Source organism: Peteryoungia algae, assembly GCF_030369675.1.
Classification (GTDB): Bacteria; Pseudomonadota; Alphaproteobacteria; order Rhizobiales; family Rhizobiaceae; genus Allorhizobium; species Allorhizobium algae.
This window is the reverse complement of sequence record NZ_CP128477.1, coordinates 2,586,910-2,613,099: the sequence shown is the minus strand read 5'-3', so window position 1 is coordinate 2,613,099 and position 26,190 is coordinate 2,586,910. Positions and strand designations below refer to the sequence as shown.

Here is a 26,190-nt window from a genome sequence, read left to right as displayed (position 1 = left end):
CGCCTTAAAGCGCCTTGCCCAGCGATGATAACGCATGTGGACTGCGCCATGTATGAGCGAGATTGACGTTTTGGTGTGCCGGCCCTTACGCTGCCACCGGGCAGCTAAGTCCATGTCTCTGCGACTGCCTCAAAGGGCTCGCTGTAACGATCCTCAGGCGGGTTTGTACAAGTCTCTGTGCAATCAGGCCCCCGCAACCAACGTGACTTGTAACCGGCGCCATGAAGCTTCCTCCTCAGCGAGGAGGGCCTCGAACCGGTTGAGGTACGCCATCTTCTCTGCCCTGTCCTTGAACTCACCCGCCCTCACACGGCGGGCGAACTCGTTTGCGTGCTGTTCGCGCAGACCGGTCGTATAATCCTGGAACGCCTGCATTGAAGCCAATACACCGGGGCGCTTCATTCGGCCCTCACCACCCAAACTCATCGGATGCGCGCAATGGCCCATTGGAAGGCCGTAACTGGCACGACTGCCTGACCCGATCGAAAGCGCTTCATCAGGCCTCAGTCAAACAACGTGACATCACCAGATTTTTCGCTGCCTGCTGAACGCGTCATCCGCAGTCTCAACCGGATCATCGATGGGCGCGGCAAACCGTTCGGCATTCGTATGGGGCCTGAGTACGTCAGGGGCTAACTGATGGAATGGACCGAAACGCAAGGAATCGCTTTGAGCCACATCCAGCCCGGAAAGCCGCAACAGAATGTCTATGTCGAGCGCTACAACCGCACTGTCCGCCATGAATGGCTCGACCAGTACATCATCGAAGCATCGAGGAGGCGCAGGAATTCGCCACGCAGTGGCTCTGCACGTATAACAACGAACGGCCCAATATGGGCATCGGCGGCATAACCCCGCACAGACACTGAAAATGGCCGCGTGAATTTTACTGCGGAGCCCCGTTGAAAACGGGGGGATTACCGATATGCGTGCGGTGTGAGGAGTTTACGAGAGCTTTCGGCCCCACAACCCGTTTCCCGTCTTCTCTCCGGCGATCACCACTTCTGAATGCGCCATCATCAGCGGGCCAACACCCTTGGCATCATCGAAAACGACGGGTTCCGTCAAGTAATATCCGGGCGAGCCGTCGCGGTAGCGACCTTCGAAACCGCCCAGACCGGCAACATGGACAATCCCGCCAAGGCGGGCAATGCCGTCTGCCCCTGTTTCAAGCTTGAAGTCACGGATCGCGTCATACGCCCGGCGACCTGCTGCGGCAAGACACACAGTGTCCGAACCGGGTGCAAGGCCCAACCTGGCCGCGCGCAACAGGGCATAGGCGAACATTGCGGATGCCGAGGTTTCCTCGTAATTTCCCTCAAGATCCGGGGCATCGAGGACCTGCATCCAGAGGCCGGTCCCGGTCTGGCGGGCAATGATGGCGTCGAGCAGGCAAGCAAGACGCAAACGCAGTGTCGCATTGCCTTCGTCCATCGGCAAAAGCGCCAGCGCATCGACAAGCGCCATGGCGAGCCAACCCACGGCACGGGCCCAGACAGCTTGCGACTTGCCCGTCAGCGGATCGGCCCAAGTCTGGGCGCGTGCATCGTCATAGCCATGCACAAAAAGACCACCGGGAGCCGATGTCAACGCCAGGGCTGTCGCGAACTGCTGCAATGCATCAACAATCAGACCCGGCTGACCCGTCACCTGCCCGTATTCGATCTGGAACGGCAGGCCCATGTAAAGGCCGTCAAGCCAGACCTGATGCGGGTATCGCTGCTTATGCCAGTAATTGCCGGCGGGGAGGCGTGGATGGGTCTGCAACTGGGAAAAGAGGCGGTCGGCGGCGCGCAGATAGCGATCCTCTCCCGTATCGCGATGCAGCGCGAAAAGCGCGCGCCCGGACAGGATGTGATCGATATTGTATTCGCGCGGTTCATAACCGAGAAGCGCACCGTCCGGACCGATCTGGCGGTCGGCAAGTCGATGCAGATGTGCCATCCAGCGGGCTTCACCGGTCGAAGCCGACAGAAGCTCCAAGCCGCGATAGATGCAACCGTCCTCGTAGCACCAGCTTGCCCCCTTATAGGGCTGATAGCCTTCGGCGAAGCGGTCGAAATAGTCGGAAAGGGTCATCGGTAGCTCTCGTGCGGGGAATTAAGGGAAATGGCGGCATTGCTGATCAGGCCCGGATCGTCGCAGGCGATCTCAGCCCATTCGACGAGAATGGCTTCGTGAAGCATCGGCCGAACATGATCCGCCATGATCGGCGGCGTTGGACGGGCCTGCGGGTCATGGGACTGGATGATCAAGTTTGAAATCCGGACGTTGCGGATCGGCGCCTCGGGCAGGCCGAGGAAGACACCGGCCGCATGGGCGAGACAGCGGATCTCGACGTGATCCACAGTAATGCCGTCGATCAGCGGCGTGCCCGTCCCAAGCGGCTGGCGCGCGCGGCTCTGCACCCAGTCCGCATGCCCATCGGCATCGCAATGATAATGGGCATTGGCGGAGAGTGCTGTCTGGACGCCATCGAGCAGCACGCGGCGCATGGCGATATTGGAGATGAGCCCGCCTCGACCACGCCGGGTCTTCAGCCTCAGGCCGCGGTCGGTGCCGCGCATTTCGCAATCCTCGACGGCAATGTCATGGACGCCGCCCGACATTTCCGAGCCGATGACGAGACCGCCATGGCCCCGTTCCATCAGGCAGTGGCGGACCTGGACGCCCCGCGTTTCTGACAGGTGATCCTCTTCACCCTTGTCACCGCGCTTGCCGGCCTTCACCGCGATGCAATCGTCGCCCACCGAAAATCGGGTTCCGGCGATGAGGACGTCGCGGCAGGATTCCGGGTTGAAACCATCGGTATTCGGGCTGTCATGCGGGGCAAGGATATTTAGGCCGGCGGCTCTCAGCCGCTCGCACCCCTGGGGATGAATGGTCCAGGACGGAGCGTTGCGGATGGTGAAGCCGAGAAGCGTGACATCACTGCTTGAGACGAGATGAAGGCCACGCGGGCGGCGTGCGCCTCCCCGCGTCTCCTTCGGCCAGGTCCACCAATCGCCTTCCGCACCGGATCCGTCGAGAATGCCACGGCCTTCGATGGTGAGATTATCGACATTCACGGCATGGACGGGAGCCGCGAAACAGGCAGCGGGCAGACCTTCCCAACTGCCGAGCATGCGTCCCATGTCGTCACGCGCTGGCAGGATCGGCCAGCCGAGGCGCGTGGATGGAGCGCGCAAGACCGCGCCCTCGGCGAGATGGAGGGTCATGTTACCTTTCAATGCGATGGGATAGGCCGTCCAGATGCCCCGTGGCACGACAAGCGTACCGCCTCGGGGCACGGCTTCGACAGCGCGGGCAAGTGCCTCGGCATTCCGCAAGGCGCCGTTGCCATCGTCCAGTTTGATGTCGGCCAGAAGACCGAAGTCGGCCGCATCGACGAGGCCAGCACAGGGCGGTGTCGAAAAGGTCAGGACCTCGAAACCCTCGGCTTCAAATTGATAGTTGGTTCCGGGGATGAGATCATGCAGGAGAAGAACAGCGGTTTCGGCCAGACCCTCCCTGGTCCATGCATCGCTGCCGCCGTCGAGGGAGGCTAGGCGAAACGCCAGCGGCTCCTCCTGATGATAGCGCGCCCCGGGGAGCGGCAGGCATAGCGCTGCTATTCGCGCGGATAACGCGAGGATGGAAGGTCGGGTCATGATATAGTCTCCGGGCCGGCGCCCGCATGGGATGAAGGGCCCGCCGCTGAAGTCGCGGCGGGCAATGTCATTGTCAGTCGAATTTCTTGAGTACGTCGTTCACCGTGTCGATGATCTGCTGTGCACCATCTTCGGCGCTGATCTGGCCATAGGCATATTCCTCCAGCGTATCGATAAAGGCGGCGCGGATTTCCGGATGCTCGTTGAATGGCGAAACGAGCGGACCGGACGCGGCCATGACGATGGCGTTCGCCGCGCGGACTTCCGCCTCGCCGCTATCACCGAGACGGGCAGCGGCTGCCTTGGATGCGGGGAGGCCGCGCGAGGTGCCGAGCGCATCGACACCTTCCGGCTCGTTCAGCAGGCAGTTGAGGATCTGGGCTGCGGCTTCCGGGTTCTTTGAATTGCGCGAGATGGAGAAGACCATGGAGGGTTTGCGATAGACACCATCCGTGACCGAATCGGCGAATTTCAGCATGGCGGAAGGCGCCAGAACCTGCCCCTCCTTCAGAGGGTCGGCATATTTCGAATAGGTCGAATCCCATTCGTAGGATCCGGCGATCTTGCCCTCCGACCAGGCAGGCTTCTCAAACAGGTTGACGTTGCCGTCTGCAGCCTCTTCCTTCTGCGAGCGGATGGCCTTGGCCTCAACCAGCTTGCCGAGGAAAGATATGCCGGCCGCCAGCTCTTCCGGGGTCCAGGCGACACGGTTGGTCGCGGGATCGACGAGATCCTTCCCGGTCTTCTGCACAACAGCGAGCGTGACGACGAGCTGCGCAGTCTCCTTGACGGCGTTGAAGGTGTAGTAGTCTTCGCCCAGTTTCTGCTTGATCGTGGCGGTCGCCTCGAACAGCTCTTCCCAGGTTTTCGGAATGGCGACACCGGCCTTTTCGAAGGTCGTCTGATTGAAGAAGAAGACGCGGCCGGTGGTGGAGACGGACACGCCCTGAAGGACACCGTTCATCGAACCCGCCTTCAGGTCGGTCTCGGGCCAGTTGGAAAGGTCAAGCGCGGTGAGCTTGGTGAGATCGGCGAACCCTTCGCCACTCCGCGAAAAGAGTGGCAGCCAGGGCCAGTTGACCTGCATGATGTCGGCTTCGGTGCGACCTGCCATCTGGGTGGTCAGCTTTTCGAGATAACCGTCAAAGCCGGTGAACTCGCCCTTCACGGTATGCCCGTGCTTGGCGCCGCAGGCCTCGATTGCCTTCTGGGTGGCGACGTGACGGCTTTCTCCGCCCCACCACGACATGCGCAATTCCGCCGACTGGGCAGGCGTTGCCGCAATGAGCGCGCCATAGGCTACACCGGCCAGAGCCGTCAGGGTCATTTTCAATGTCATTGTCATTCCTCCTTGGGTTATAGCCGCACGCTGCCTCCTCACAGCGAAACGTTGCGGCCGTCGGTTTTGTCGAAAATGTGGATGTGAGCGAAATCGGGGCGCAGCCTCACCGTTGCAGCACCACCGAGCGTCTCGTAATCGGCCGCGCCGACAACAGCGACCAACTTGTGCCCCTCGAGCTCCGCGTGAAGATAGACTTCGTGGCCCATGAACTCGGCATTGGTCAGCCGGGCATCAAACCCCTCCCCATCAGAGACCAATGACAAATGTTGCGGCCGGATGCCGACGACCGCATTTTCCGGTCGGGCCGAGAGCCGGCTGGACAGGCCCTCGCCAAGCGGCATGCTCTGGCTCCCGATGGCAAAGCGGTGACCGTCCAGCGTGGCGTCGACCAAGTTCATTTCGGGACTGCCGATGAAGCCAGCCACGAACAGATTGGCCGGCCGATTGTAGAGCTCCTTAGGGGTCGCGACCTGCATGATGTGGCCAGACTGCATGACGCAGATCCGGTCCCCCATGGTCATCGCCTCGGTCTGATCATGGGTCACGTAGATGACCGTCGACGACAGACCACCGGCCTTCAGCTGCCGATGGAGATCGGTGATGCGTACACGCATCGAGGCCCTGAGTTTGGCGTCGAGATTGGAGAGTGGCTCGTCGAAGAGAAAGACGCCGGGCTGCTTGATCAATGCCCGCCCGAGCGCCACGCGCTGGGCCTGGCCACCCGATAGCTGCTTCGGCAGGCGGTCGAGCAGCGGCTCGATTTCCAGCATCTTGGCCACTCGCTCGATCGCTTTTGCGATCTCCGGCTTCGACTTTCCCGCGATCTTCAGGCCAAAGGCCAGATTGTTGCGCACCTTCATATGCGGATAAAGCGCGTAGTTCTGAAAGACCATGGCGATGGAGCGCTTGCCCGGTGGCAGGTCATTGACGCGACGGTCGCCGATCAGGATCTCTCCGCCGGAGATTTCCTCAAGCCCGGCCACCATGCGCAGCGTCGTGGACTTGGCGCAGCCGGATGGGCCGACCAGCACCATGAACTCGCCGTCCTCGATGTCGAGGTTGATCCCGTGCACGGCCTTGAAGGCGTTGCCATAGGTCTTTTCGAGGTTTTTCAACTGTACTCTTGCCATGCTCAGCCCTTGATCCCGCCGGACGAGATCCCTTCGATGAAGTATCGTTGCGCCGCAAAGAAGACGACCAGCGCGGGGGTAATGGTGAGGACCGACATTGCCAGGATGCGGTTCCATTCGAAGGCCTCGGTCGTGTCGATCGACAGTTTGAGGGCCAGGCTCACCGGGTATTTGTCGACCGATGACAGATAGATCAGCGGCCCCAGGAAGTCGTTCATCGTCCACATGAACTGGAACAGGCAGACCGAAATCAGGGCCGGTGCCAGCATCGGCACCACGATGTAGAGAAGCGTTTGCAGAGAATTCGCTCCGTCGACCCTGGCAGCCTCCTCCATGTCAGGCGGCAGCGAACGCAGGAACTGCACCAGCATGAAGACAAAGAAGGCATCCCCTGCAAAGGCGGAGGGCACCCAGAGCGGCAGAAAGGTGTCGAGCCAGCCGAGATCGCGGAACAGCATGTATTGCGGAATGCGCGTGACGACATTCGGTAGGAGCAGGATCGCAATCACCGAGCCGAAGAACAACTTCTTGAACGGGAAGTCGAAGCGGGCAAAGGCATAGGCTGCAAGCGTGCAGGAGATCGCCGTACCGATTACTTTCGGCATGATGATCAGGAAGGAATTCCAGAAGAAGCGACCGAATGTGTACGGCGTCGAGGTTTCCCAGCCCTTCACGTAACCATCCACAGTCGCCTGTTGCGGCCAGAAGCCTGCACCGGAGAAGATCTCGGAATTTGTCTTGAAGCTCGCACCGACCAGCCAGATCAGCGGATAGAGCATGACGAAGCCGACGAAGAGCAAAAGCGTGTAGCGCAGCATGGTCGATGCAATAGCGAGGCGACGACGGCGCGCGGCCTGTAGATCGTTCAGGGTCGAAAGGTCTGACATGGTTCAGCTCCGCTTGTCGCCGGCGTAATAAACCCACTTCTTCGACGACCAGAAGGCGAGGAGGGTCAATACGGTGATGATCACGAAGAGCACCCAGGCAATCGCGGAGGCATAGCCCATGTTGAACTTCTTGAAGGCCTCGTCATAGATGTAGAGAGGCAGGAGATAGGTGGATTTGAGCGGCCCGCCCTGGGTGATGATGTAGGGGCCGTTGAACTCCTGGAACGCCTGGACCATCTGCATGATCAGGTTGAAGAAGATCACCGGGGTGAGAAGCGGCAGCGTGATAAAGAAGAAGGTACGGATCTTGCCGGCACCATCGATCGCTGCGGCCTCGTAAAGCGACTTGTCGATTGACTGAAGGGCTGCCAGGAAGATCACCATGGCCGAGCCGAACTGCCAGCAGCGCAGGAGCGTGATGGTGAAGAGCGCATTGGTCGGATCGCCGAACCAGTCAACAGGATCAAGCCCGACGGTCACGAGCGCCATGTTGGCCAGGCCTTCGGTTGCGAAGATGTAGCGCCAAAGCACAGCAATCGCGATCGATCCGCCGAGGATCGACGGCACATAGAATGCGGTACGGAAGAAACCGATAAAGCTCAGCCGGTAATTGAGAATCGCTGCAATGAAGAGTGCGAAGGCAAGCTTCAGCGGCACGGTCAGGAATACATAGATCAACGTCACGTTCAGCGACTTCACGAAGGTGCGGTCGCGGGTGAGCAGGCGCTCGTAGTTGGCAAGCCCCGTCCAATGCGCCTCGTTCATCAGGTCGTAGCTGGTGAAGCTCAGATAGAATGAGACCACGAAGGGGATCGCCGTGAACACCATCAGGCCGATGATGTAAGGCGCCAGATAGGCATAGCCCAGAAGCCGGTTACCCTTCATGGCACCATCTCGGATGGCCCTGACGCGATCATTTCTTGAGATACATTTTCGTACAAGTTCGACTCCCATATCGACGCAGATATCCCGACCCATTCGGGCCGCTCTTCCTGCGATCCGATCTCCTCCCTGAAAATCGGCTGGCAAGTTTTGCTTTGCACCGTGACATTCCTCCAAATGCTCATCAGAATACATTGACGAACGTGAGGAAAAAGATGGACAAAATTGAAGGTGGAATTCTGTCCGCCATTCCGCCTGCCGCCCTGTCGCTCACCCTGACGCGCGCGGCGATCCGGATGGAGCATTCTCACACCTGGCAGATCGACAAGACCAACCCCGTTGAGGATCTGGTCATCTGTCTCGAAGGGCGGGGGCATTATCATGTCGCCGGACAGCCGCGCATGATGGAGCCGGGTGACGCGATGCTCATTCGGCGCGACGAGCGCTTCCTGGGATGGAACGAGCAGACGGAAACCTATATCGGCGTGGCGCAGCATTTCAGCCTCGACATTTATGGCCGACACAACCTTCTCGCACAGATGGATCTGAACCCGAAGGTGCGCTTGAGCCGCTGGTCGCTGCTGCAGCCTCTGGTGCGCCACTACCGCCAGAGTGCGCCGCCGTCTTCGGTGACATTGGCCCAGCATCATCTCTTCATGGTGCTGTTGATCGCCTATGTTGAGGACGCGTTTATGGGGTGGCGGGACCAGGCGACCTTCCAGCCGGAAGGATCCGACGCGATCAATCTTGCCGTGATGAAGGCGGCGTCGATGATTTCGGCCCATCCTCTCGACCCCGGGATAGCGGGGAAGGCGGTGGAAAATTCGCCCTACAACCAGGATTATTTCCTGCGGGAATTCCAGAAGAGGATCGGGCGCACGCCGCGGAAGTTTCAGGAGTTCAAGCGGATGGAACGGGCGATGCACTTTCTTGAGGCGGGCCTGCCCGTTGCCTCGGCGGCTGCGGAAGTAGGTTATGCTGATCCCTATTATTTTTCCCGCATGTTCAAGCGCACCATCGGCATCAGCCCGCGTGAACATATCGCCAAGGTGCGCCAAAGCCGGCACGGTGGCTTGATGAAACTCGACGAAGCGGAACAGCAAGTGCATCTGGCAGCCACCGGTCGGGCGTCCTGATTGAGTGTGGCTGTAAAATACCCAAGGCTCAGCGCGCCAGCCACCCGCCATCGACGTTGAGGACTGCGCCATGCACATAGTCGGCAGCAGGAGCCGCAAGAAAGACGGCAGCGCCTGCGATATCCTCCGCCCGTCCCCAGCGCCCCGCTGGAATGCGCTCGAGGATCGACTTATTCCGGTCCGGATCGGCGCGCAGCGCTTCGGTATTGTTCGTCTCAATATAGCCTGGTGCAATCGCATTGACGTTGATACCCCGCGCTGCCCATTCATTGGCAAGCAGCTTGGTCAGCCCGGCAAGGCCGTGCTTCGAGGCCGTGTAGGAGGGGACGCGAATGCCGCCTTGGAAGGAGAGAAGCGAGGCAATATTGATGATCTTTCCCGGCTTGCCCCCGGCAAAAAGTGCGCGGGCAAAAGCCTGACTGGTGAAGAACGCCGCCTTGAGATTGACGTCCATGACATCGTCCCAGTCGGTTTCGGTGAAGTCGGTGGCGTCAGCCCGGCGGATGATGCCGGCATTGTTGACCAGGATGTCGATATCCTGACCCCCGAAAATGTCGCAGGCGACCATGGGATCGCTGAAGTCGACTTGAAGCGCTTGTGCCTTGCCACCGCTGTCCGCGATCATGGCAAGCGTTTCGTCCGGCGCGCGGCGGGCAGCACACACGACCTCTGCACCAGCTGTCGCCAGACCGACGGCGATCGCCTGGCCGAGACCTGTATTGGCGCCGGTTACCAGGGCCTTGCGGCCGTGAAGGGAAAAGGCGCGGCTCATCTGAGTGCCGCCGGCTGGACAAACTCCATGTCCGTATAGTCGACATTGTCACCGGCCATAGCCCAGATGAAGGTGTAGGTGCCGATGCCTGCGCCCGAATGGACGGACCACGGTGGCGAGATCGCACCTTCCTCGTTGGCGATGAACAGATGACGGGTTTCCTGTGGTTCACCCATCAGGTGAAGGACGCGAGAGGTCTCGTCCATGCCGAAATAGAGATAGGCTTCCATGCGCCGGTCATGCACATGCGCCGGCATGGTGTTCCAGACTGAACCGTCTTCAAGCGTCGTGTAACCGAGCACCAGCTGGCAGCTCTCCATGACGAGGGGATGGATGAACTGGTTGATCGTGCGCTTGTTGGACGTCTCGACTGCGCCGAGCTTCACTTCCTTGCTGTCAGCAAGCGTGACGAGGCGCGCGGGCAGGCTGCGATGCGCTGGGCAAGACGTGATGTAGAAGCGGCCGTTTCCGGCGAAAGTGACAGGGCCGGAGCCCGCACCGAGGTAAAGTACGTCGCCACGGCTCAGCGTGTAGGTCTTGTTGCCCGCAGAAACCGTGCCGAGTTCGCCGATATTGACCACGCCCATCTCGCGGCGGTCAAGGAAGGACGGCGTCTTCGTCTCTTCGACCTTGTCGAGCGTAAGCGAACCACCGGCCGGGACGGCGCCGCCCATGACGAAGCGGTCATAATGCGTGTAGATCAGATGGATCTCGCCACTCTTGAACATGTTCTCGGCCAGGAAGTGCCGGCGCAGCCCTTCAGTATCCAGTGCTTTCGCGTGTTCGGGATGGACCGCCTGTCTGGTCTCGACGTTCAGCATCTGACTCCTCCTCATCAACTTGTAATATGAATTATCCTTTATTGTATGACATGTTGGCGAGGTCAAGCCTTCACCTCTGCTGACCGGCGAAAAGCAACAGGCGACCATGCGGCTGGGGCTTGTCAGGGACTTATGCAGAGCGACGAGAAAAACGCGGAGCCAAACAAGTCTCTATGGCCGGCACAGAATGGCTACGGCGCTTTGCGGTGCTGTCGAGACAGACAAGAGAGCGACACTGCAATCAACTTCAGCATGGCCGCCTTGGCCTCGTTGTCGGTCCCGCTTCCGGTCAATTCCTCTGATCCCGTTCATGATGCGAGAGACGGCACCGTCGACGCCTGACCGAAATCCAAGCAATTCCAGCAAAAGTGCGAAGCGGTTTTGCGTGAAAACAAAGAGATAGAGCATTGAGGGCGACTCCGTTTTCGCCGGACATGCTTCTCTTATGAACTTCTTGCTTCTTCGTGAGATAAAGAAGCGCCGGAGAGAACGGCCATCCTCTTCCGGCGATGGGGGACGGATCGTGAAATGCGAGGCCGCCATTCTGACGAATACCGGGCCGAGCCAGAGTTTGATCGCCCCCATCTTTTCCAATCGTCCTGAACGGATACCCGAGCTTCGGGCTCGGATGACAAGCATGGGAGATGAGAAAAGATGACGGATATTACCATCGGCGCGGACATCTCGAAGGACCATATCGATCTGCACAGCCTGCCGGACGGAGGAACCTTAAAGGTTACCAATGACCGCAAGGGATTTGCCGCCATTGTCCGATGGATCGGCACGAAGGGCGTGGAGCGGATTGTCTATGAACCCACAGGGCGCCTATCACAAGGCGCTTCGAGCGCTTCATGATGGTCCAAAGGCTGCCGCTCTCCAAGGTCAATGCGCGCCTTGCCCGACGTTTGCTGAAGCCACGGGCAGACTGGCTCACAAGCTAAGTATTTGCGGTAAGCTCCTCGGCACAAGCCACGAGGAGCTTTTGGCGTTTGACCTCCGTGTCGATCTCAACCGGATGCCATGCGCGCCATCAGATCGTTCTGGGCGGTTATGATGAACTGCTGCTCCATCACGCCGATCCCTCACCTTCTATACTGAACCAAAAGTCGGAAGCGATTCGGAACCGTTGACGTCCGTGTTCCTTCACTCCAGATGCGGTTCCGTGCCAATCGCTCTCAGTGGTCAGAATCTCGGGGCCAGAACTGCTGGGCCGTATAGGGCTGTCATGCCGATCAGCCTTTGGATGGATCGTCGGCAAGGCCAAGCAAGCGCTGTGCTGCCTTCAGATGCGGGGCATCGATCACAGGGGAAACGGCGCCCTTAAAGTTGCGACGATGCTTGGTCAGCCCGACGCTTGAGACTGCTTCTGCAGCAACTGCCTGGCCGCAATCGGCGCCATAAGCAGTATCCCAACCAGTGTTGCGTTCAGATCGGGCGCAACGAGCAAGATGGCCGCCAGAACGAGTGCAACGCGCTCGTACCAACGAAGCGGAGCAAACAACCAGTTGGACACGGCCGCCGCCAAGGCCCAGATGCCGAGGACCGTTCCGCCGAACGCGAGGAAAAACGCGGTCCAGGTAAAATTGTCGGTCACGAGCAGCAAAGCAGGCTGGAACGCAAACACGAAGGGGACCAAAGCCTTGCCCATGCTCAGCCGGAAGGCGGTATTGCCCGCCTTGAAGGCATTGGCGTTGGCTATGCCGGCGCCGGCATAGGCCGCCATCGCAACTGGCGGCGTCACATCGGCCAGGACTCCATAGTAGAAGACGAAGAAATGCGCGACCAGCGGCTGGACCCCCAAGAGGCCAAGGATCGGTGCGGCAACGGCAACCATGATGATGTAGTTGGCGGTTGTTGGAATGCCGCAGCCCATCAGGATACAGACTATGGCCGTCAGGATCAGGGTGAAAAGCAGTGTCAGTGTCGGAACGCCCATCAGTTCGAAGGGCAGAAATGCGAGCAGGTTGTGAACCGAATTTGCCCAGTCCTGCGCAATGCCAGTGACCATATAGGCGACCTTGAACCCGACGCCAGTCAGCGTCACTACCCCGATGACTACTCCAACAAGCGCCGCTGCAGCAGTCACCGAGAGTGATTGCTTGGCTCCGAGGATAAAGCCTTCCCAAACCCCATGGGCTGTACCGCGCAGGCCGTCTGCTACGCCACTTGCACGAATTTGCTGGATAACGAGAACGCCGATACATGCCGTGATCGACCAGAAGGCGGCAGAGAATGGCGTTCGTCCGGACAACAGGATTGCGACCAGAACGACGAGGGGCGCGACCGATAGCCAGCCTTCCTTCAGGACCTTCCAGGCATTTGGCAGTTCAGCAGCCGACAGACCGCGCAGACCAAGCCGACGGGCTTCCAGATGCACTTGCACGAGCACTCCGAAAAAATGCATGAAGGCCGGCACCAGGGCAGCGGTCAGAATGGTGGTCAGCGGAAGGCCGAGATATTCAATCATCAGGAATGCCACGGCTCCCATGACAGGAGGCGTGATTTGACCACCCGTCGAGGCAGCGGCTTCAACGGCTGCGGCAAAGTGGCGGGGATAGCCGATGCGGATCATGGCCGGAATGGTCAACGCGCCTGTTGTCACCGTATTGGCAATCGACGATCCCGAAATCGAACCCAGCAGGGCTGACGACAGAACCGATACTTTCGCCGGGCCGCCGGCATACCGGCCGGCGAGGGCCGATGCCACGTCAATGAACAGCTGTCCGAGCCCGATCCGGGTTGCCATTACGCCGAACAGCACGAAGTGGAAAACATAGGTCGCTATGACACCAAGCGCGGTGCCATAGATCCCCTGAGACGTCAGATAGAGGTGGTTAACGATTCCCGACCAGCTGGCACCCGGATGCACGAAGATGCCGGGCATTGCCCTGCCAAAATAGGCATAGCCAATAAACAGAAGGGCGATCACTGGCAGCGGCCAGCCCATGGAGCGGCGTACCGCTTCCAGAAGCACCACGATCAGGACCGTTCCCATGATGACATCGATGGGCAAGGGATTTCCGACGCGGAAGGCAAGATCGTTGTAAATCCATGGAACATAGAGGGCGGCAATCAGACCGGCAACGCCGAGCACCCAGTCGACGAGCGGTAGGCCGAACGGGGCGAGGGCACCCGACTTCGTCTCTTTCTTGCCGAACGCCGAAAAACTCAGGAAGACGACAAATAGCGTGACACCGAGATGCAGTCCGCGATGGACCGTTGCCTGGGGAATGCCAAAGCCTGCAGTGTAAAAGTGGTAGCACGACAGCAAGAACAGGACCGCCGCCGTGAGAATGGTAAGCGGCCAGGCCAGAACGCGAAAGCGAAGCTCCGGATCATAGGCTTCTTCGATTGCTTGCAGTTCATCCGCTGTCAAATGACGGACAGATTTGCTCGCATCCAGCTCTTGTTTATCCACGCTCATTGTCCCACCAGGATTATCTGAAGCTTGCGAAACAGAGGGCCGCGCATCGACTGCGCGGCCCTTCGATGATCATTCTCGTTTGACAAGCAATCGGTCTTGTCTACTTCAGGAGACCTGCTTCCTTGTAAAACCTTTCTGCACCCGGATGCAGCGGAACACCGACGCCGTTCAGTGCGGATTCCTTGGTGATGGCCTTACCCTTGGCGTGGCCAGCATCGAGCTGCTTGCGGGTGTTGTCGTTCCACAACGCTTTTGTGATTCCATAAATCAGTTCTTCCGGCTGATCCGCACTCGTGATCCATTGTGCACCCACGGCCAAGGTCTTCACGTCGTCGGGATTGCCTTCATAGGTGCCGCCGGGAAGGTTGTCCGCCGCAAAGAACGTGTACTTTTCGCAGATCGACGGCGCATCTTCACATGAGATCGGAACTAGCTTCACGTCGTGCTGGCTTGCAAGCTCGGCAATGGCGCCGGCAGGATAGCCGCCGACAAAGAAAAAGGCATCCATGGCGCCGTCACGCATACGGTCTGCCGCTTGATCAGGTTTCAGGTACTCAGGCGTAATGTCTGCCTCGGACAGGCCATAGCCTTCCAGAATGACCCTTGCATCGACCAAGGTGCCAGAGCCCGGCTCGTCCAGCGAGACGCGCTTGCCCTTGAGGTCGGCAACACTCTTGATGCCGGACTCTGCGCTCGCCACGAGGTGAATGCTCTCCGGGTAAAGATTGGCAATCGCCCGAAGATTTTCAACGGCGGGCTTGCCTTCCCAGATGCCAGTACCGGTATAGGCCCATGTCGCCACATCCGACTGGGCAAAACCCGATTCCAGGGTGCCGCTGGCGATGGCGTTGATATTGGCAACTGATCCGTTCGCCGACAGCGCCGAAGCAACGAGACCGGGAACGCCACACGAGCCGCCCTCCTCGCAGGTGCGCGAACCGGGTGGGTTGGAGATCGCATTCGCGAGCAATCCGCCAATTGGATAATAGGTGCCGGCTGTGCCGCCTGTGCCGATGCGGAAGAAGGACATGTCCTGTGCCACTGCGGATGTTGCCAAACCTATCGCCAGAACAGCGCCAAAGATGGATTTGTAATGTCTCATGGAAACTCCCACTTTCTTCCCTTGTGATTTTCCCCCAGATTATGAGCGTTCACGCATCAGTGCAAGGCACAGTCTCGAACGGCATCAGGATGGCCACAAAAGGCAGCCGACAAGCATCGCATCGATTGCCGCCTCGATGTGGGGGGGCGATGCTTCCGGCTCCTGCAGGCAGCCGACATCGGGAGATGCTTCGAGCCAACGCAGGAGCGTTGCGAGGCGCCTGTTCGTACCTTCACCTTGCAGGTGGCGATCTTGACGGCTCAGCGTCTGTGGTCGCCCTTGTCCCCCGCGCCAGGTTTCGCATCATTCTTCGCATCGTGACGCTTGTCGGCGGACAGGGAGCGTCCGACATCGACGGATTCCTTGAATTTGCCATCCTCGTCACGGCGCACATAGCGTTTGTCGGTTCCGGTATCGATAAGCTCACGCGTCGACATAGTTTTCCTCCTGCTGATGCGTGAGATCGCGGCGGACCGGTTGGGCGCTCGTCTGGCATTTCGTTGCCCACAGCGAGAAAACGGAAAAACCGCTGCGTCCACCATCTCGGTCATGTCCGTTTGACACGCCGCGACCTCGACACTGAAACCTTGAGGCCGCAGGAATGTTCCTGGATTCGGGAGGAGACCGATGAGCGATTATCCTGACACACCTGACGGCAGATATTTCGTGGTCAAAGGGCGGCTCTGGCGCAAGAGCGATCCGCGGCTTCCTGATGATCAGCGGGAGCGCCTCGTCAGCGAACTGATGTCCGCGCGACGGGCGGTCCGGGATGCTAAGGACAAGCCTGAAGAGATGGCAGTGGCGCGACAGCGTGTGGACAAGGCGAAGGTCGAGCTTGGAGAACGCGGACCGGTCTGGTGGGCCGATGGCGAGCCAGACCAGAACCGAAAGCTTGTCAAGAATTCGACCTATGCCACATGGTACCGGGAGACGATTTGAGATGACCATGCAGCACCGAGGATTCTGCCTGTCACGGCGGGATGCGTGCAGCGTCCTGCTCGAATACATGCGGGCCCTCGACCGAAGCTCACTTCAGTAGAGGAAGCTTCATGGGTCATTTCTAGACACCCCGCAGTTGCAAAATTTGTAAAGGGTGCTCGCGTTTCATTCAGAGTGGTCGACCCTTCTTAATCCAGCAGCTCTAAACCGGGAGACTGCGATAAGGAACCAACATCGTCAGGAGGCGTTCTGATGGAGGCAACAGGAAAGGAAAACACATGAATGGTATTATTTACCTCGTCGGTCTGGTCGTCGTCGTTGTCGCTGTCCTGTCGTTTTTTGGTCTAGGCTGAAAAGCGAACAGTGATCGGCAGCCAAACGCGTTCGCGCGAGGTTGGCTCGATCTCTTTGCTTAGGCAAAGCTCGTCGTTTTCAAAGTGCAATCCAAGGCTCGACCTTGGCTTGCAGCCACCCTCTATTAGTCCGCCAGATTCGAATTTCTCGACCAATGCGCCACCTTGGCTTGGCAATGTGAATCCCAGAGTTTGACAGGCATCTTGGGTCAGATTTTTCGCCGCTGGAGGAACTCTACGGCGAAAGCATCGCGCCTTATCGGCTTCGGTGCTGTGTCTGGCGCTCAATGTGCCGAAATTCTTTCCATTCGTACATTTGATGCCGGTGATGCCGGCTGCAACCGAGCCCAAACTCCGCTACCGGGCAGCTCCCTTGCCTACTGCCGGTTTTTCGGACACTGGGTTAAGCAAAATCCACCTTGGTTTCAAAGACATGGGGTTGAGATAGCCCAGTGTCGTGCAGCGCTTCGGATTTAGAAGCGCTCGATTTAATCGAACACATCCGCTCTGGCCTCATTTCTCGAGCGATAAACCTTTCGTGCTTTTCTCTCCGTTTTCAGTGATGAGAAGCTTTCATTGCGGCGTGGTCCAAATTCTTCCAGAGCGGCTCGTTGAGCAGGCGTTGGAACCGCGCGCACGTATATAGGGCAGATCAACCGGTCGCCGCAACACCCCAAACTTGGAGGTGTCTATGGTGACGGGAAGGCGGAAGTTGGAGCTATCAACGCGGCGCAAATTGTCCTCGCCAGGTCGGCCACCGGTGTGGCAGCGTGAGCGCCTGTGCCGGTTCTGGCACGGAGTGTCGGCAGGTCTGTCGAGTGAAGAAGCAGCCGTCGAAGCAGCCATCTCTGGCCCTGTTGGTATCCGGCGGTTGCGGAGTTCAGGTGGCATGCATACTACACATCTTGCGCCTGTAGCGGCACCACTCACGGGTCGCAACCTGACGTTCCGGGAACGTGAGGAAATTGCTTTGGAATGCGCTCGGGGCAATGGAGTGCGTGCTATCGCTCGGAAGCTGGGACGGTCGCCCAGCACGATCTCTCGCGAGATCAGGCGCAACTCGGCGACACGGAGCGGAGACTTCGGCTATCGGGCCACTACTGCACAATGGCATGCTGATCGAGCACGTCGACCGAAGACAGGAACGCTAGCAACGAATGCGGCGCTTGGTGACTACGTGCAAGATCGGCTTGCCGGGCTCATAGCCACGCCCGGCGGCATCGCCTTCGATGGCCCCGTCGTGGTATGGAAAGGAAGGCGTGCTGTTCATCGACAAAGTCGACGCTGGTCCAAAGCCTGGAGCCCTGAACAGATTGCGCGGCGTCTAGTGCTGGATTTCCCTAAGGACCCGACCATGCGCATCAGCCACGAAGCTATCTACCAGGCGCTCTACATTCAGGGCCGGGGTGCCTTGAAGCGGGAACTATCTGCTTGCCTTCGTTCCGGACGAGCGCTGCGGCTGCCTCGCGAACGTGCTCGTAGCCATGGCAAATCCTTCATGACAGATGCGTTGACGATTAGCGATCGTCCGTCCGAGATCGACGAAAGAGCGGTACCCGGCCATTGGGAAGGTGATCTTATTCTTGGGCTCGGCAGCTCAGCAATCGGTACGCTTGTGGAACGGACGACACGGTTCACAATGCTCCTGCACCTCCCACGCATGGAAGGTCATGGGATGGACAAGTCTGTCAAAAACGGTCCAGCGCTTGCCGGCCGTGGGGCCGAAGCCGTCCGCAACGCGATCGCAGGCACCATCATGGTTCTACCCGCACAACTTCGCAGATCACTGACCTGGGACCGGGGAGCGGGAGATGGCTCAGCATGCTCGACTGCGCATCGACACTGGGCTCGATATCTATTTCTGCGACCCTCAAAGCCCATGGCAGCGCGGGAGCAACGAGAACACCAATGGCCTGCTGCGTCAGTACTTTCCAAAAGGGACGGATCCCAGCCACCATAGCGCCGATGAACTAAGCGCCGTAGCCCATGCGCTCAATAGCAGACCACGCAAATCGCTGGGCTGGCGTACACCTACAGAGGCGCTCGACGGTTTGCTCAAATCAGATATGATGGAGGGTGTTGCGGCGACCGGTTGAATCTGCCTTGGCTTCCCTCATCAGAATGATGCAGTAGCGCGTCTGGTTTTCCTCGACGCCAGATCGCCAAGATCAGCGCATCAGTGACAAGCTGGGCCGTCATGTTTCCATTCATCGACCAGTCGATGACACGGCATAATAACAGGTCAATAACGGTCGCGACATACAGCCAGCCTTCTGCTGTCCAGATATAGGTGAAGTCCGCCACTCATTTCTGGTTCGGCCGCTTTGTCATGAACTGACGGTCCAGCACGTTTGGCATGATGACGGCACGGTCACCGGCATCTTTCGGTAAGCCACGCCGTCTCGCCTCGCCCTGAGCGCAGTTAAGCGCATCAGCCGCTCGATACGATGGAGACCACAGGATAACCCTTCTTCCAGCACGTCATTCCATACGCGGCGAGCATCATAAGTGCGGTCGCTGATTTTGAAGCTCTACCTGATCTTGTCCGGCAGAACCGCATCATAGTGAGCGCGTTCACTCGCAGAACGATTGAGCCAGGCATGGAAACCTGAAAAAGAACCCCCTAGCGCTTCGTAGAGCCATGCCACCGGCCAGATCGAACGGTGCTTTGCAGTGAACGCGAGTCTCATATCGCGTCTCTGGCGAAGTAGGCTGCGGTCTTTTTTAGGATGTCGCGCCCGCCTTCAACTTGGCGACTTCACGACGGAGCCGATCAATCTCAAGCTTCCCGGCTTCATCTGGCCTTTTCTAGGAAAGACTGGCTGGGATCGTCGCCGTAATCGCGAACCCATTTGCGCAACACATCCTCGTGGACATCAAGGTCACGAGTGGCCTGGGCAACAGCGACCCCACGCTCCTTGACCAGCTTCACCGCCTTAAGCTTGCACTCGCGGCTGAACTTCCTTGGTTGCATTCATGCTCTTCGGTTTCAGAAGGAACACCTTAACTTAGTGTGCATGAAACCGGCAGCAGGCCAAACTCACGGGCCCAGAGCCTGCGGGCGAACTCGTTCTGACCTTCAAGAAGAGCGGGTCATGCGTTCGCGTCCGGTCAACTGCAGGAATCGGTTCATGCCGTCTTGCCAGCCATGTTGAAAACTGGGCTTGAAATGGACGCAACTGAGGTTGTAGGGTTCCGCTGTTCTCAGGGCGGGGTGCAATTCCCCACCGGCGGTATCCGGCTTGGCCGGGAGCCCGCGAGCGCTTCTGCCTCGGCAGAAGGCAGCAGATCCGGTGCGATGCCGGAGCCGACGGTATAGTCCGGATGGAAGAGGACAAGGTGTGTCGACCCGTCTGCAAGGCCGGGTGCATGCGTTTGTTCGCCCAAGGGAAAATTGCGACCGCAGGGTCGTGTTTTGCCGCGAAAGCGGGATACCCTTGAAAGGCATGGAAATGACAGTCTCGAAAATTGAAGATGCAATCGCGGCGCTCGCTGAGGGCGGCATGATCGTCGTTGTGGACGACGAGGATCGCGAGAACGAAGGCGATATCATCATCGCTTCGGAAAAGATTACCCCGGAAGCCGTTGCCTTCATGATGAAGCATGCCCGCGGTCTGATCTGCATTGCCATGGAGGGTGAACGGCTCGATGCGCTGGACATTCCGCTGATGGTGCCGCGCAACACGGAATATCTAAAGACCGCCTTCACGGTGTCCGTCGACTTTATCCATGGCACGACGACCGGGATTTCGGCGGCGGACCGGGCCGCGACCGTTCGCGCGCTGCTGGACGAGACATCGAAGGCCGAGGATTTCGCCCGTCCTGGTCACATCTTTCCGCTTCGCGCGCATCCTGACGGCGTGCTCGGTCGCCCGGGCCACACGGAAGCGGCGGTGGATCTTGCAAGGCTCGCAGGCCTTCAGGCCTCAGGCGTTATCTGTGAGGTCGCGAACGACGATGGGACCATGTCGCGGCTGCCGGAATTGCGCGAGTTCTGTCTGAAACATCAGCTGCCGCTGATCACGATCGCCGATCTTGCTCTTCATATTTCCGGACAGAAAAGCGGCGAAGCGGTCGCCGCCTGATGCCTTGCCTTGGCCGAAAGAGCTGATCTTTCGGCCACATTCAAACGGCGTTCGAAACAGGTGACTTCACGCGTGTGATCGCCTCGCGCCACCGCGTCAGCAGGTCGGCGCGCGCTTCGGTCTGCATGGTCCCGGGATCGAACCGGCGAGCATGGGAAGGCTCTGGGGGGCTGATCCCCAATGAGTGGAAGGCCATCGCCGCTGCACCGATGGCGCCGACTTCCGGCTGATCGCCGCGCAATACCGGCCGGTCCAGAATGTCCGCCTGCAACTGCATGAGGAAATCATTGGTCGACGCACCGCCATCCGCCATCAGTCCGGACAGAGCAAGCCCGACATCCTGCTGCATGGCCTCGAAGACGTCGGCAATCTGAAGGGCGACTGCCTCCATCGTTGCGCGGGCGACATGGGCCGGCATGGTCGCATGGGTCATCCCGGAAATCGTGCCCGTGGCATTGTCCGTCCAATGTGGCGCACCCAGACCGGCAAGTGCCGGGACGAAAACCACCTTGCCACTGTCGGAGACGGATTGCGCAAGATCGGACAGGGCGGCCGGGCCGTCGAGACCCAGCAGGGTCGCGGCAAAGGCAATGGCCTGTGCCGAAACGGTGATATTCCCCTCAAGAGCATAGGCGACGCCGGAACCATCCGACCAGGCGATCGTGCTCGAGAGACCATGCCCTGACAACACACGCCTGTCAGTCAGGGTCATCAGTGACGAGCCTGTGCCGAAGGTCGCCTTGACCAGGCCCGGGGCGCGGACGCCGTGGCCATAGAGAGCCGCGTGGCTGTCACCCATCATGGCAAGGATCGGCGTGCCTGCTGGCAGCGCAGTTGTCCCTGCCTCGGTATGGCCGAAGCGACTGTTCGAGGGCAGGGCCCGCGGGAGCGCCGAGGCCGGGACGTCGAAGAGGGTGCAGAGTTCAGGGCTCCATTCCAGTTTCGCCGTGTCGAACAACATGGTGCGCGAGGCATTGGAATGGTCGGTTGCAAAGACAGCTCCACCCGTCATCTTGAACAGGAGCCAGCTGTCCACCGTGCCGGCACGCAGACGTCCGCGTTTTGCGAGATCCCGCGCCGACGCCACGTGTTCCATCACCCAGCCGAGCTTCGATGCCGGGAAGAGCGCGTTGATCGACAAACCGGTTAGGCCGACGACGGTCGCATCATGTCCGGTATCGATGAAAGCCTGGCAGGCGGCCGCAGTCCGGCGACACTGCCACAGAATGGCGGGTGCGAGCGGTTCGCCGGTCTCGGAATCCCAGACCACAAGGGTCTCTCTCTGGTTGCTGATGGCGATCCCGGCGATGGAGCCGTGGTTGCCCGCAACGATGTCGGCCATGACGGACTGGACACTCGTCCAGATGGCATCGGCCGACTGCTCGGCCCAGCCTGGTCGCGGATAGTTCGATGCGAGCGGTGCCGAGGCCTTTGCAACGACCTTGCCCAAGGCATCGATGAGCACGGCCTTGGTGTTGGTCGTGCCCTGGTCGACGGCAAGGATGAGCGGCCTGTCTTGCGCCATCGTGCTCACCGCTTGCGCGCGAGCGCCCGGCGGGCTGCCGCGGCGATCCCGTCGGCTGTGATGCCGTAATGCTCGAAGAGGAAGTCCACGGAGCCGGTGACGACAAAACCGGGAAATCCGACCCGCTCCACCGGGACCGGCTGATGTCCGGCCGTGTATTCGGCGACAGCGCCGCCCAGACCGCCGCGGATATTGGCTTCTTCCACGGTGACAATCGCACCGGTATCGCCGGCGGCGGCAGCGAGCGCCTCCTCGTCGAGCGGATTGAGGGTCGCCATGTTGAGGACGCGGGCCGAAATGCCTTCGCCCTGAAGCTTTTCGGCAGCTTGACGCGCCAGGTGCACGGTGGTGCCGCAGCCGATCACGGTCACGTCGCTGCCGTCTCGAACAAGTTCGGCCTTTCCGTGGCGGAAGATACGGTTCTTGATGTCAAGGTCCGGCACCGGCATGCGGCTCAGGCGCAGATAGACAGGACCTTCATGGGCTGCTGCCCACTTGACCGCTTCTGCCGTTTCCCAGGCGTCTGAAGGCACGATGACTGTGACGGCGTCGAGCGGACGAAGCCAGGCAAAGTCCTCGATCGAGTGGTGCGTGGGGCCAAGCTCGCCATAGGCCACGCCGGACGACTGGCCGACGAGCTTCACGTTGAAGCGGGCATAGGCGATGTCTGCCTTGATCTGCTCCAGGGCGCGAGCGGTCAGGAAACACGCGGCGGCCGAGACGAAGGGGATCTTGCCGCCATTGGCAAGGCCGGCGCCGACGCCGACCATGTTCTGCTCGGCGATGCCGACGTTGACCAGACGCTCGGGAAACGCCTTCTGAAAGCCGCCGAGCTTCGACGAGCCGACGGAATCGTTGACGACGGCGACGATCCGCGGATCCCGGGCCGCGAGGTCCTCGAGCGTGCGAGCCCAGGCGTCACGGCAGTCGTGGAAACCTTCCTGTTTCTTGGCGGGAGCGGCCATCAGACGAGTTCCTCCAAAGCAATTCCGTACTGTTCGGCATTAGGCACGCCATGGTGCCAGGATGCCTTGTTTTCCATGAAGGACACACCCTTGCCTTTCACAGTATTGGCAATCACGCAGAGCGGACGGCCCCTGCCCATGCGCGGTGTCGCCAGGACGTCGAGGAGGGCGCCGATATCATGGCCATCCACCATCAATGCCTCCCAGCCAAAGGCCCTGAACTTTTCGTCGAGGGGATCCAGACCATTGGTCTCCTCGGTGCCCATTCCCTGCTGAAGACGGTTGCGGTCAACGATCAGGGTCAGATTTTCGACCTTTCGATGGCCGGCGGTCATTGCCGCCTCCCAGTTGGAGCCTTCCTGCAGTTCCCCGTCGCCAGTCAGTACGAATGTGCGATGAGCCTGCTCCGAGATCTGGGCGGCGATTGCAATGCCGAGCCCGACAGGCAAGCCATGTCCGAGCGGCCCGGTGTTGGTTTCCACGCCTGGCAGGTAATTCCTGTTCGGGTGGCCGTTCAGTCTGGAGTTCGGCTGCATGTATGTATCCAGCCAATCCTCGGGATAGTAGCCCGCTGCACAGAGTGCTGTGTAAAGCGCGCCGGTCGCATGACCCTTGGACATGATGAACCGGTCGCGGCTCTCGAGGGCCGGTTTCGTCGCGTCGTATCGCATCACGCCGAAGTAGAGCGTGGCGATGATATCAATGGCGGAAAAATCCCCGCCCGGATGCCCAAGCTGGGCGTCATAGACCATCTTGAAGGCGCGACGGCGCATCCATAGCGCCTTCTCGCGGATGGTCTGAACGGTATCGTTCTTCAGCATTCAACAAGCCTTTCCGTTGGGGAGGACCCCACTGCAACCTGCGCTCACATGGCGCCGAAGAGAGCCTTCTGGGCGATCCGCAAGGCTGAGATCGCGTCGTGTCGGCTCTGCGCTTCCTTCAGGGCGTCGAGATCAAGTGTCTCAAGACCCTTGTCTGCGGCTTTCAGGAAGTCGATGGCGTGGTTGGCGGTCGCGACACTGTCCTCGCGGAAGGGGAACTGGTCGAGCTGCCAAACACCTTCCCACTTGTTCTTCCTCAGCACGTAGAAGAATTCGAACAACTCGATCGGATGCAGGCTGCCCGCGACAAGGTCATCATCCCAGCTGCGGTAGTTGTCGTTGACGTCCATGCCGAAGAGCCGACCATAGTCGATGGCGAGCTGCGCGCTGTCGGCGGCGCATTCCCCGCCCATGATCGCATGACCGAAATCCAGGAGAATGCCGATGTTCGGCAGGCCGATCTTCTCGATGCCGAGAAGCGTGCGGGCGACAGAGCCGAAGCTCATGCGAACCCGCGGTTCGCGCGGCTTGTACTCGATGACGAATTTCAGATCGGGGTTTTCGCTCGCCAATTGGCCGACACCGTCGAGCGAGTGCTTCCACAACGTGCCGTAGTCGACCTGGAAGGGATAGTCCCAGCCATCCTGGCCTGGCCAGAGTTTTACATAGTCAGCGCCGAAATAGCGAACCTGGTCGCAGGCTTCCGTGACCAGTTCGTGGGTCCGTCTCCTGATGCCGGCATCCGGATTGGTGAAGGAACCCTTGGAAAATTCCCGGGTGTAGATTTCCGGAGTGATGCCGATGACGCCGAGATTGTTGCGGTCGAGAGCGGTCTTGATCTCGGCGTTGGTGAAGTCTCCGCCGAAGAAGGGGTAGTTGATGTCGACAACCGAGAGGTCGCGCACCTGGCCGGCAAGGTCAATCGCGTCGATGACACTGCGTGGAGTGCCGTAGCCGTCGGTCGCGTAGCGATCGACATAGGTTGCGAAATGCCAGATTCCGGCGCCGAAGCGTTGGGTCGTCATAGGGTGCGTCCTCCAGTTAGAGAAATCCGTCCACCTGTTCGCAGGTCTGCTTGCCCCGGGTCGCGATGCTTTCGCGGCGCCTGCGATCTATGTGGAAGGCTTTCGTTTGCTTTTGTTTGATTTCGATATCTTCCATAATTTTAGGTGTGCGACAAGAGCTTTTCCGTGTTCGGATCTAAATTTGCTGCATTGCAGCGTTTATGGAGTCTTATTCGCGCGAAGTCCGTACCCGACGAGTCCAGGAACGTAAGTGCCGAGAGTCAAACAAAAATAGATTGACATCAATCGAAATCATTCGATAGAAAATGCAGTAGGTCACAAGGAGGTGGCTTGGAGTAAGGGAGGTTCTAATGAAAATTTCACGCCGTTTTCTCGTATCTGTTTGCGCATTGACCCTGTCCGGCTTTGTGCCGGGCTTTGCCATGGCGGCCGATACCATCGCGATCATCACACCGAGCCACGACAATCCGTTCTTCAAGGCCGAAGCCGACGGTGCTGCGGCCAAAGCCAAGGAGCTTGGCTATGAAACGATGATCATGGTCCATGACGATGACGCCAACAAACAGAGCGAGTTGTTCGATTCCGCCATCGCGGCCGGCGTCAAGGCAATCATCCTCGACAACGCCGGTGCTGATGCCTCGGTGGCGGCCGTTCAGAAGGCCAAGGACAAGGGCATTCCGTCCTTCCTGATCGACCGCGAGATCACGGCGACGGGTGTTGCCGTCTCGCAGATCGTCTCGAACAACTACCAGGGTGCGCAGCTCGGGGCAGAAGAGTTCGTCAAGCTGATGGGTGAGACAGGCAATTACGCCGAACTCGTCGGCAAGGAATCCGACACGAATGCCGGCATCCGTTCGCAGGGTTACCACGACGTGATCGACCAGTATTCGGACATGAAGATGGTCGCTCGCCAGACTGCGAACTGGTCACAGACCGAAGCCTATACGGTGATGGAATCGATGCTCCAGGCCCATCCCGACATCAAGGGTGTCATCTCGGGTAACGACACCATGGCCATGGGCGCGTACGCCGCTCTCGAGGCTGCCGGTCGCAAGGACGTCATCGTTGTCGGCTTCGACGGCTCAAACGATGTCCGTGATTCCATCCTGAAGGACGGCATCAAGGCGACTGTTCTGCAGCCTGCCTATCAGCAGGCCCAGCTGGCGGTCGAACAGGCAGACAAGTTCATCAAGACCGGTTCGACAGGTTTCGATGAAAAGCAGCTGATGGACTGCATTCTCGTCAACAAGGACAATGCCTCCAAGCTCGAGACATTTGCTATCTCGCAGTGATTTCGTGCCTGAAGACCACCCGGGGCGCTTGCGCGCCGG

The 26,190-nt window shown here is 59.5% G+C and carries 21 protein-coding genes, 4 pseudogenes and 1 riboswitch; of the genes and pseudogenes, 7 read left to right on the top strand and 18 right to left on the bottom strand.

Annotation, left to right across the window (positions count from 1 at the left end):
- Positions 1-183: 183 nt before the first annotated feature.
- Positions 184-402, bottom strand: a complete 219-nt coding sequence (locus tag QTL56_RS12435; RefSeq protein WP_245137936.1) for a hypothetical protein — start codon at positions 400-402, stop codon at positions 184-186.
- 126 nt (positions 403-528) lie between these two features.
- On the opposite strand from QTL56_RS12435, the pseudogene QTL56_RS12430 reads away from it, so the two are divergent.
- Positions 529-883, top strand: a pseudogene (locus QTL56_RS12430) (integrase core domain-containing protein); the annotation flags it as partial.
- 62 nt (positions 884-945) lie between these two features.
- Here QTL56_RS12430 and QTL56_RS12425 read toward each other — a convergent pair.
- From QTL56_RS12425 to QTL56_RS12400, 6 genes are all read right to left on the bottom strand, one after another.
- Positions 946-2,079 (bottom strand): glycoside hydrolase family 88/105 protein, encoded by a 1,134-nt coding sequence (locus tag QTL56_RS12425; protein WP_245137935.1) that lies wholly within the window; start codon positions 2,077-2,079, stop codon positions 946-948.
- Positions 2,076-3,650, bottom strand: coding sequence for a polygalacturonase PglA (gene pglA / locus QTL56_RS12420; protein WP_245137934.1), 1,575 nt, complete (start codon positions 3,648-3,650; stop codon positions 2,076-2,078). Before pglA ends, QTL56_RS12425 begins: the two co-directional genes overlap by 4 nt.
- 73 nt (positions 3,651-3,723) lie before the next feature.
- Positions 3,724-4,989 (bottom strand): ABC transporter substrate-binding protein, encoded by a 1,266-nt coding sequence (locus QTL56_RS12415; protein ID WP_370660287.1) that lies wholly within the window; start codon positions 4,987-4,989, stop codon positions 3,724-3,726.
- Between the two features lie 38 nt (positions 4,990-5,027).
- Positions 5,028-6,122 (bottom strand): ABC transporter ATP-binding protein, encoded by a 1,095-nt coding sequence (locus QTL56_RS12410; protein ID WP_245137932.1) that lies wholly within the window; start codon positions 6,120-6,122, stop codon positions 5,028-5,030.
- 2 nt (positions 6,123-6,124) lie between these two features.
- Positions 6,125-7,009: a carbohydrate ABC transporter permease gene (locus QTL56_RS12405; RefSeq protein WP_245137931.1), complete on the bottom strand. Its 885-nt coding sequence runs from the start codon at positions 7,007-7,009 to the stop codon at positions 6,125-6,127.
- A 3-nt stretch (positions 7,010-7,012) separates the two neighbouring features.
- Positions 7,013-7,894 (bottom strand): carbohydrate ABC transporter permease, encoded by an 882-nt coding sequence (locus QTL56_RS12400; RefSeq protein WP_245137930.1) that lies wholly within the window; start codon positions 7,892-7,894, stop codon positions 7,013-7,015.
- Between the two features lie 212 nt (positions 7,895-8,106).
- Here QTL56_RS12400 and QTL56_RS12395 point away from each other — a divergent pair, with 212 nt between their 5' ends.
- The gene (locus QTL56_RS12395; RefSeq protein WP_245137951.1) at positions 8,107-9,027 is read left to right on the top strand and encodes an AraC family transcriptional regulator; all 921 of its coding nucleotides are present in this window, start codon (positions 8,107-8,109) and stop codon (positions 9,025-9,027) included.
- Positions 9,028-9,055: 28 nt separating this feature from the next.
- Here the strand turns inward: QTL56_RS12395 and kduD are convergent, their stop codons facing one another.
- Positions 9,056-9,799: a 2-dehydro-3-deoxy-D-gluconate 5-dehydrogenase KduD gene (gene kduD, locus QTL56_RS12390; RefSeq protein ID WP_245137929.1), complete on the bottom strand. Its 744-nt coding sequence runs from the start codon at positions 9,797-9,799 to the stop codon at positions 9,056-9,058.
- Positions 9,796-10,620 carry a 5-dehydro-4-deoxy-D-glucuronate isomerase gene (kduI, locus tag QTL56_RS12385; RefSeq protein ID WP_245137928.1) on the bottom strand — a complete coding sequence of 275 codons (825 nt, stop codon included), beginning with the start codon at positions 10,618-10,620 and terminating at the stop codon, positions 9,796-9,798. The genes kduD and kduI overlap by 4 nt, the downstream gene beginning before the upstream one ends.
- Before the next feature lie 654 nt (positions 10,621-11,274).
- Here kduI and QTL56_RS12380 point away from each other — a divergent pair.
- Complete coding sequence (locus tag QTL56_RS12380; RefSeq protein WP_245137927.1) at positions 11,275-11,475, top strand: hypothetical protein; 201 nt, start codon at positions 11,275-11,277, stop codon at positions 11,473-11,475.
- Positions 11,476-11,962: 487 nt separating this feature from the next.
- On the opposite strand, the gene QTL56_RS12375 is transcribed toward QTL56_RS12380, so the two are convergent.
- From QTL56_RS12375 to QTL56_RS12365, 3 genes are all read right to left on the bottom strand, one after another.
- A complete protein-coding gene (locus tag QTL56_RS12375) occupies positions 11,963-14,044 on the bottom strand; it encodes a TRAP transporter permease (RefSeq protein ID WP_245137926.1) in 2,082 nt (693 codons plus the stop codon).
- Between the two features lie 100 nt (positions 14,045-14,144).
- On the bottom strand, positions 14,145-15,146 hold the full coding sequence (locus tag QTL56_RS12370; RefSeq protein WP_245137925.1) for a TAXI family TRAP transporter solute-binding subunit: 1,002 nt from the start codon (positions 15,144-15,146) through the stop codon (positions 14,145-14,147).
- Between the two features lie 260 nt (positions 15,147-15,406).
- Positions 15,407-15,583 carry a hypothetical protein gene (locus QTL56_RS12365; protein ID WP_245137924.1) on the bottom strand — a complete coding sequence of 59 codons (177 nt, stop codon included), beginning with the start codon at positions 15,581-15,583 and terminating at the stop codon, positions 15,407-15,409.
- Positions 15,584-15,773: 190 nt separating this feature from the next.
- Between QTL56_RS12365 and QTL56_RS12360 the strand changes: the two genes are divergently transcribed.
- Complete coding sequence (locus tag QTL56_RS12360) at positions 15,774-16,085, top strand: hypothetical protein (RefSeq protein WP_245137923.1); 312 nt, start codon at positions 15,774-15,776, stop codon at positions 16,083-16,085.
- 710 nt (positions 16,086-16,795) lie between these two features.
- Here QTL56_RS12360 and QTL56_RS20930 read toward each other — a convergent pair.
- A pseudogene (locus QTL56_RS20930) lies at positions 16,796-17,056 on the bottom strand (IS3 family transposase); the annotation flags it as partial.
- A gap of 73 nt (positions 17,057-17,129) precedes the next feature.
- Here QTL56_RS20930 and QTL56_RS12355 point away from each other — a divergent pair.
- Positions 17,130-18,534 (top strand): annotated as a pseudogene (locus QTL56_RS12355) (IS30 family transposase).
- Between the two features lie 7 nt (positions 18,535-18,541).
- Here QTL56_RS12355 and QTL56_RS12350 read toward each other — a convergent pair.
- A pseudogene (locus tag QTL56_RS12350) lies at positions 18,542-19,412 on the bottom strand (IS3 family transposase); the annotation flags it as partial.
- A 222-nt stretch (positions 19,413-19,634) separates the two neighbouring features.
- A riboswitch (FMN riboswitch) is annotated at positions 19,635-19,778 on the top strand.
- 112 nt (positions 19,779-19,890) lie between these two features.
- On the opposite strand from QTL56_RS12350, the gene ribB reads away from it, so the two are divergent.
- Complete coding sequence (ribB, locus tag QTL56_RS12345) at positions 19,891-20,523, top strand: 3,4-dihydroxy-2-butanone-4-phosphate synthase (RefSeq protein WP_245137922.1); 633 nt, start codon at positions 19,891-19,893, stop codon at positions 20,521-20,523.
- 40 nt (positions 20,524-20,563) lie between these two features.
- Here ribB and QTL56_RS12340 read toward each other — a convergent pair whose 3' ends face one another.
- Genes QTL56_RS12340 through QTL56_RS12325 form a run of 4 tightly spaced genes read right to left on the bottom strand, consistent with a single transcriptional unit; the run spans position 20,564 to position 24,859 of the window.
- Entirely contained in the window at positions 20,564-22,048 is a 1,485-nt protein-coding gene (locus QTL56_RS12340; protein ID WP_245137921.1) for an FGGY family carbohydrate kinase, read from the bottom strand.
- Positions 22,049-22,053: 5 nt separating this feature from the next.
- Complete coding sequence (locus tag QTL56_RS12335) at positions 22,054-23,013, bottom strand: transketolase family protein (RefSeq protein WP_245137920.1); 960 nt, start codon at positions 23,011-23,013, stop codon at positions 22,054-22,056.
- A complete protein-coding gene (locus QTL56_RS12330; RefSeq protein WP_245137919.1) occupies positions 23,013-23,834 on the bottom strand; it encodes a transketolase in 822 nt (273 codons plus the stop codon). Before QTL56_RS12330 ends, QTL56_RS12335 begins: the two co-directional genes overlap by 1 nt.
- A 44-nt stretch (positions 23,835-23,878) precedes the next feature.
- Positions 23,879-24,859, bottom strand: coding sequence for a sugar phosphate isomerase/epimerase family protein (locus QTL56_RS12325; protein WP_229576193.1), 981 nt, complete (start codon positions 24,857-24,859; stop codon positions 23,879-23,881).
- Between the two features lie 350 nt (positions 24,860-25,209).
- Between QTL56_RS12325 and QTL56_RS12320 the strand changes: the two genes are divergently transcribed.
- Positions 25,210-26,151, top strand: coding sequence for a D-ribose ABC transporter substrate-binding protein (locus tag QTL56_RS12320; protein WP_245137918.1), 942 nt, complete (start codon positions 25,210-25,212; stop codon positions 26,149-26,151).
- Positions 26,152-26,190 lie beyond the last annotated feature (39 nt).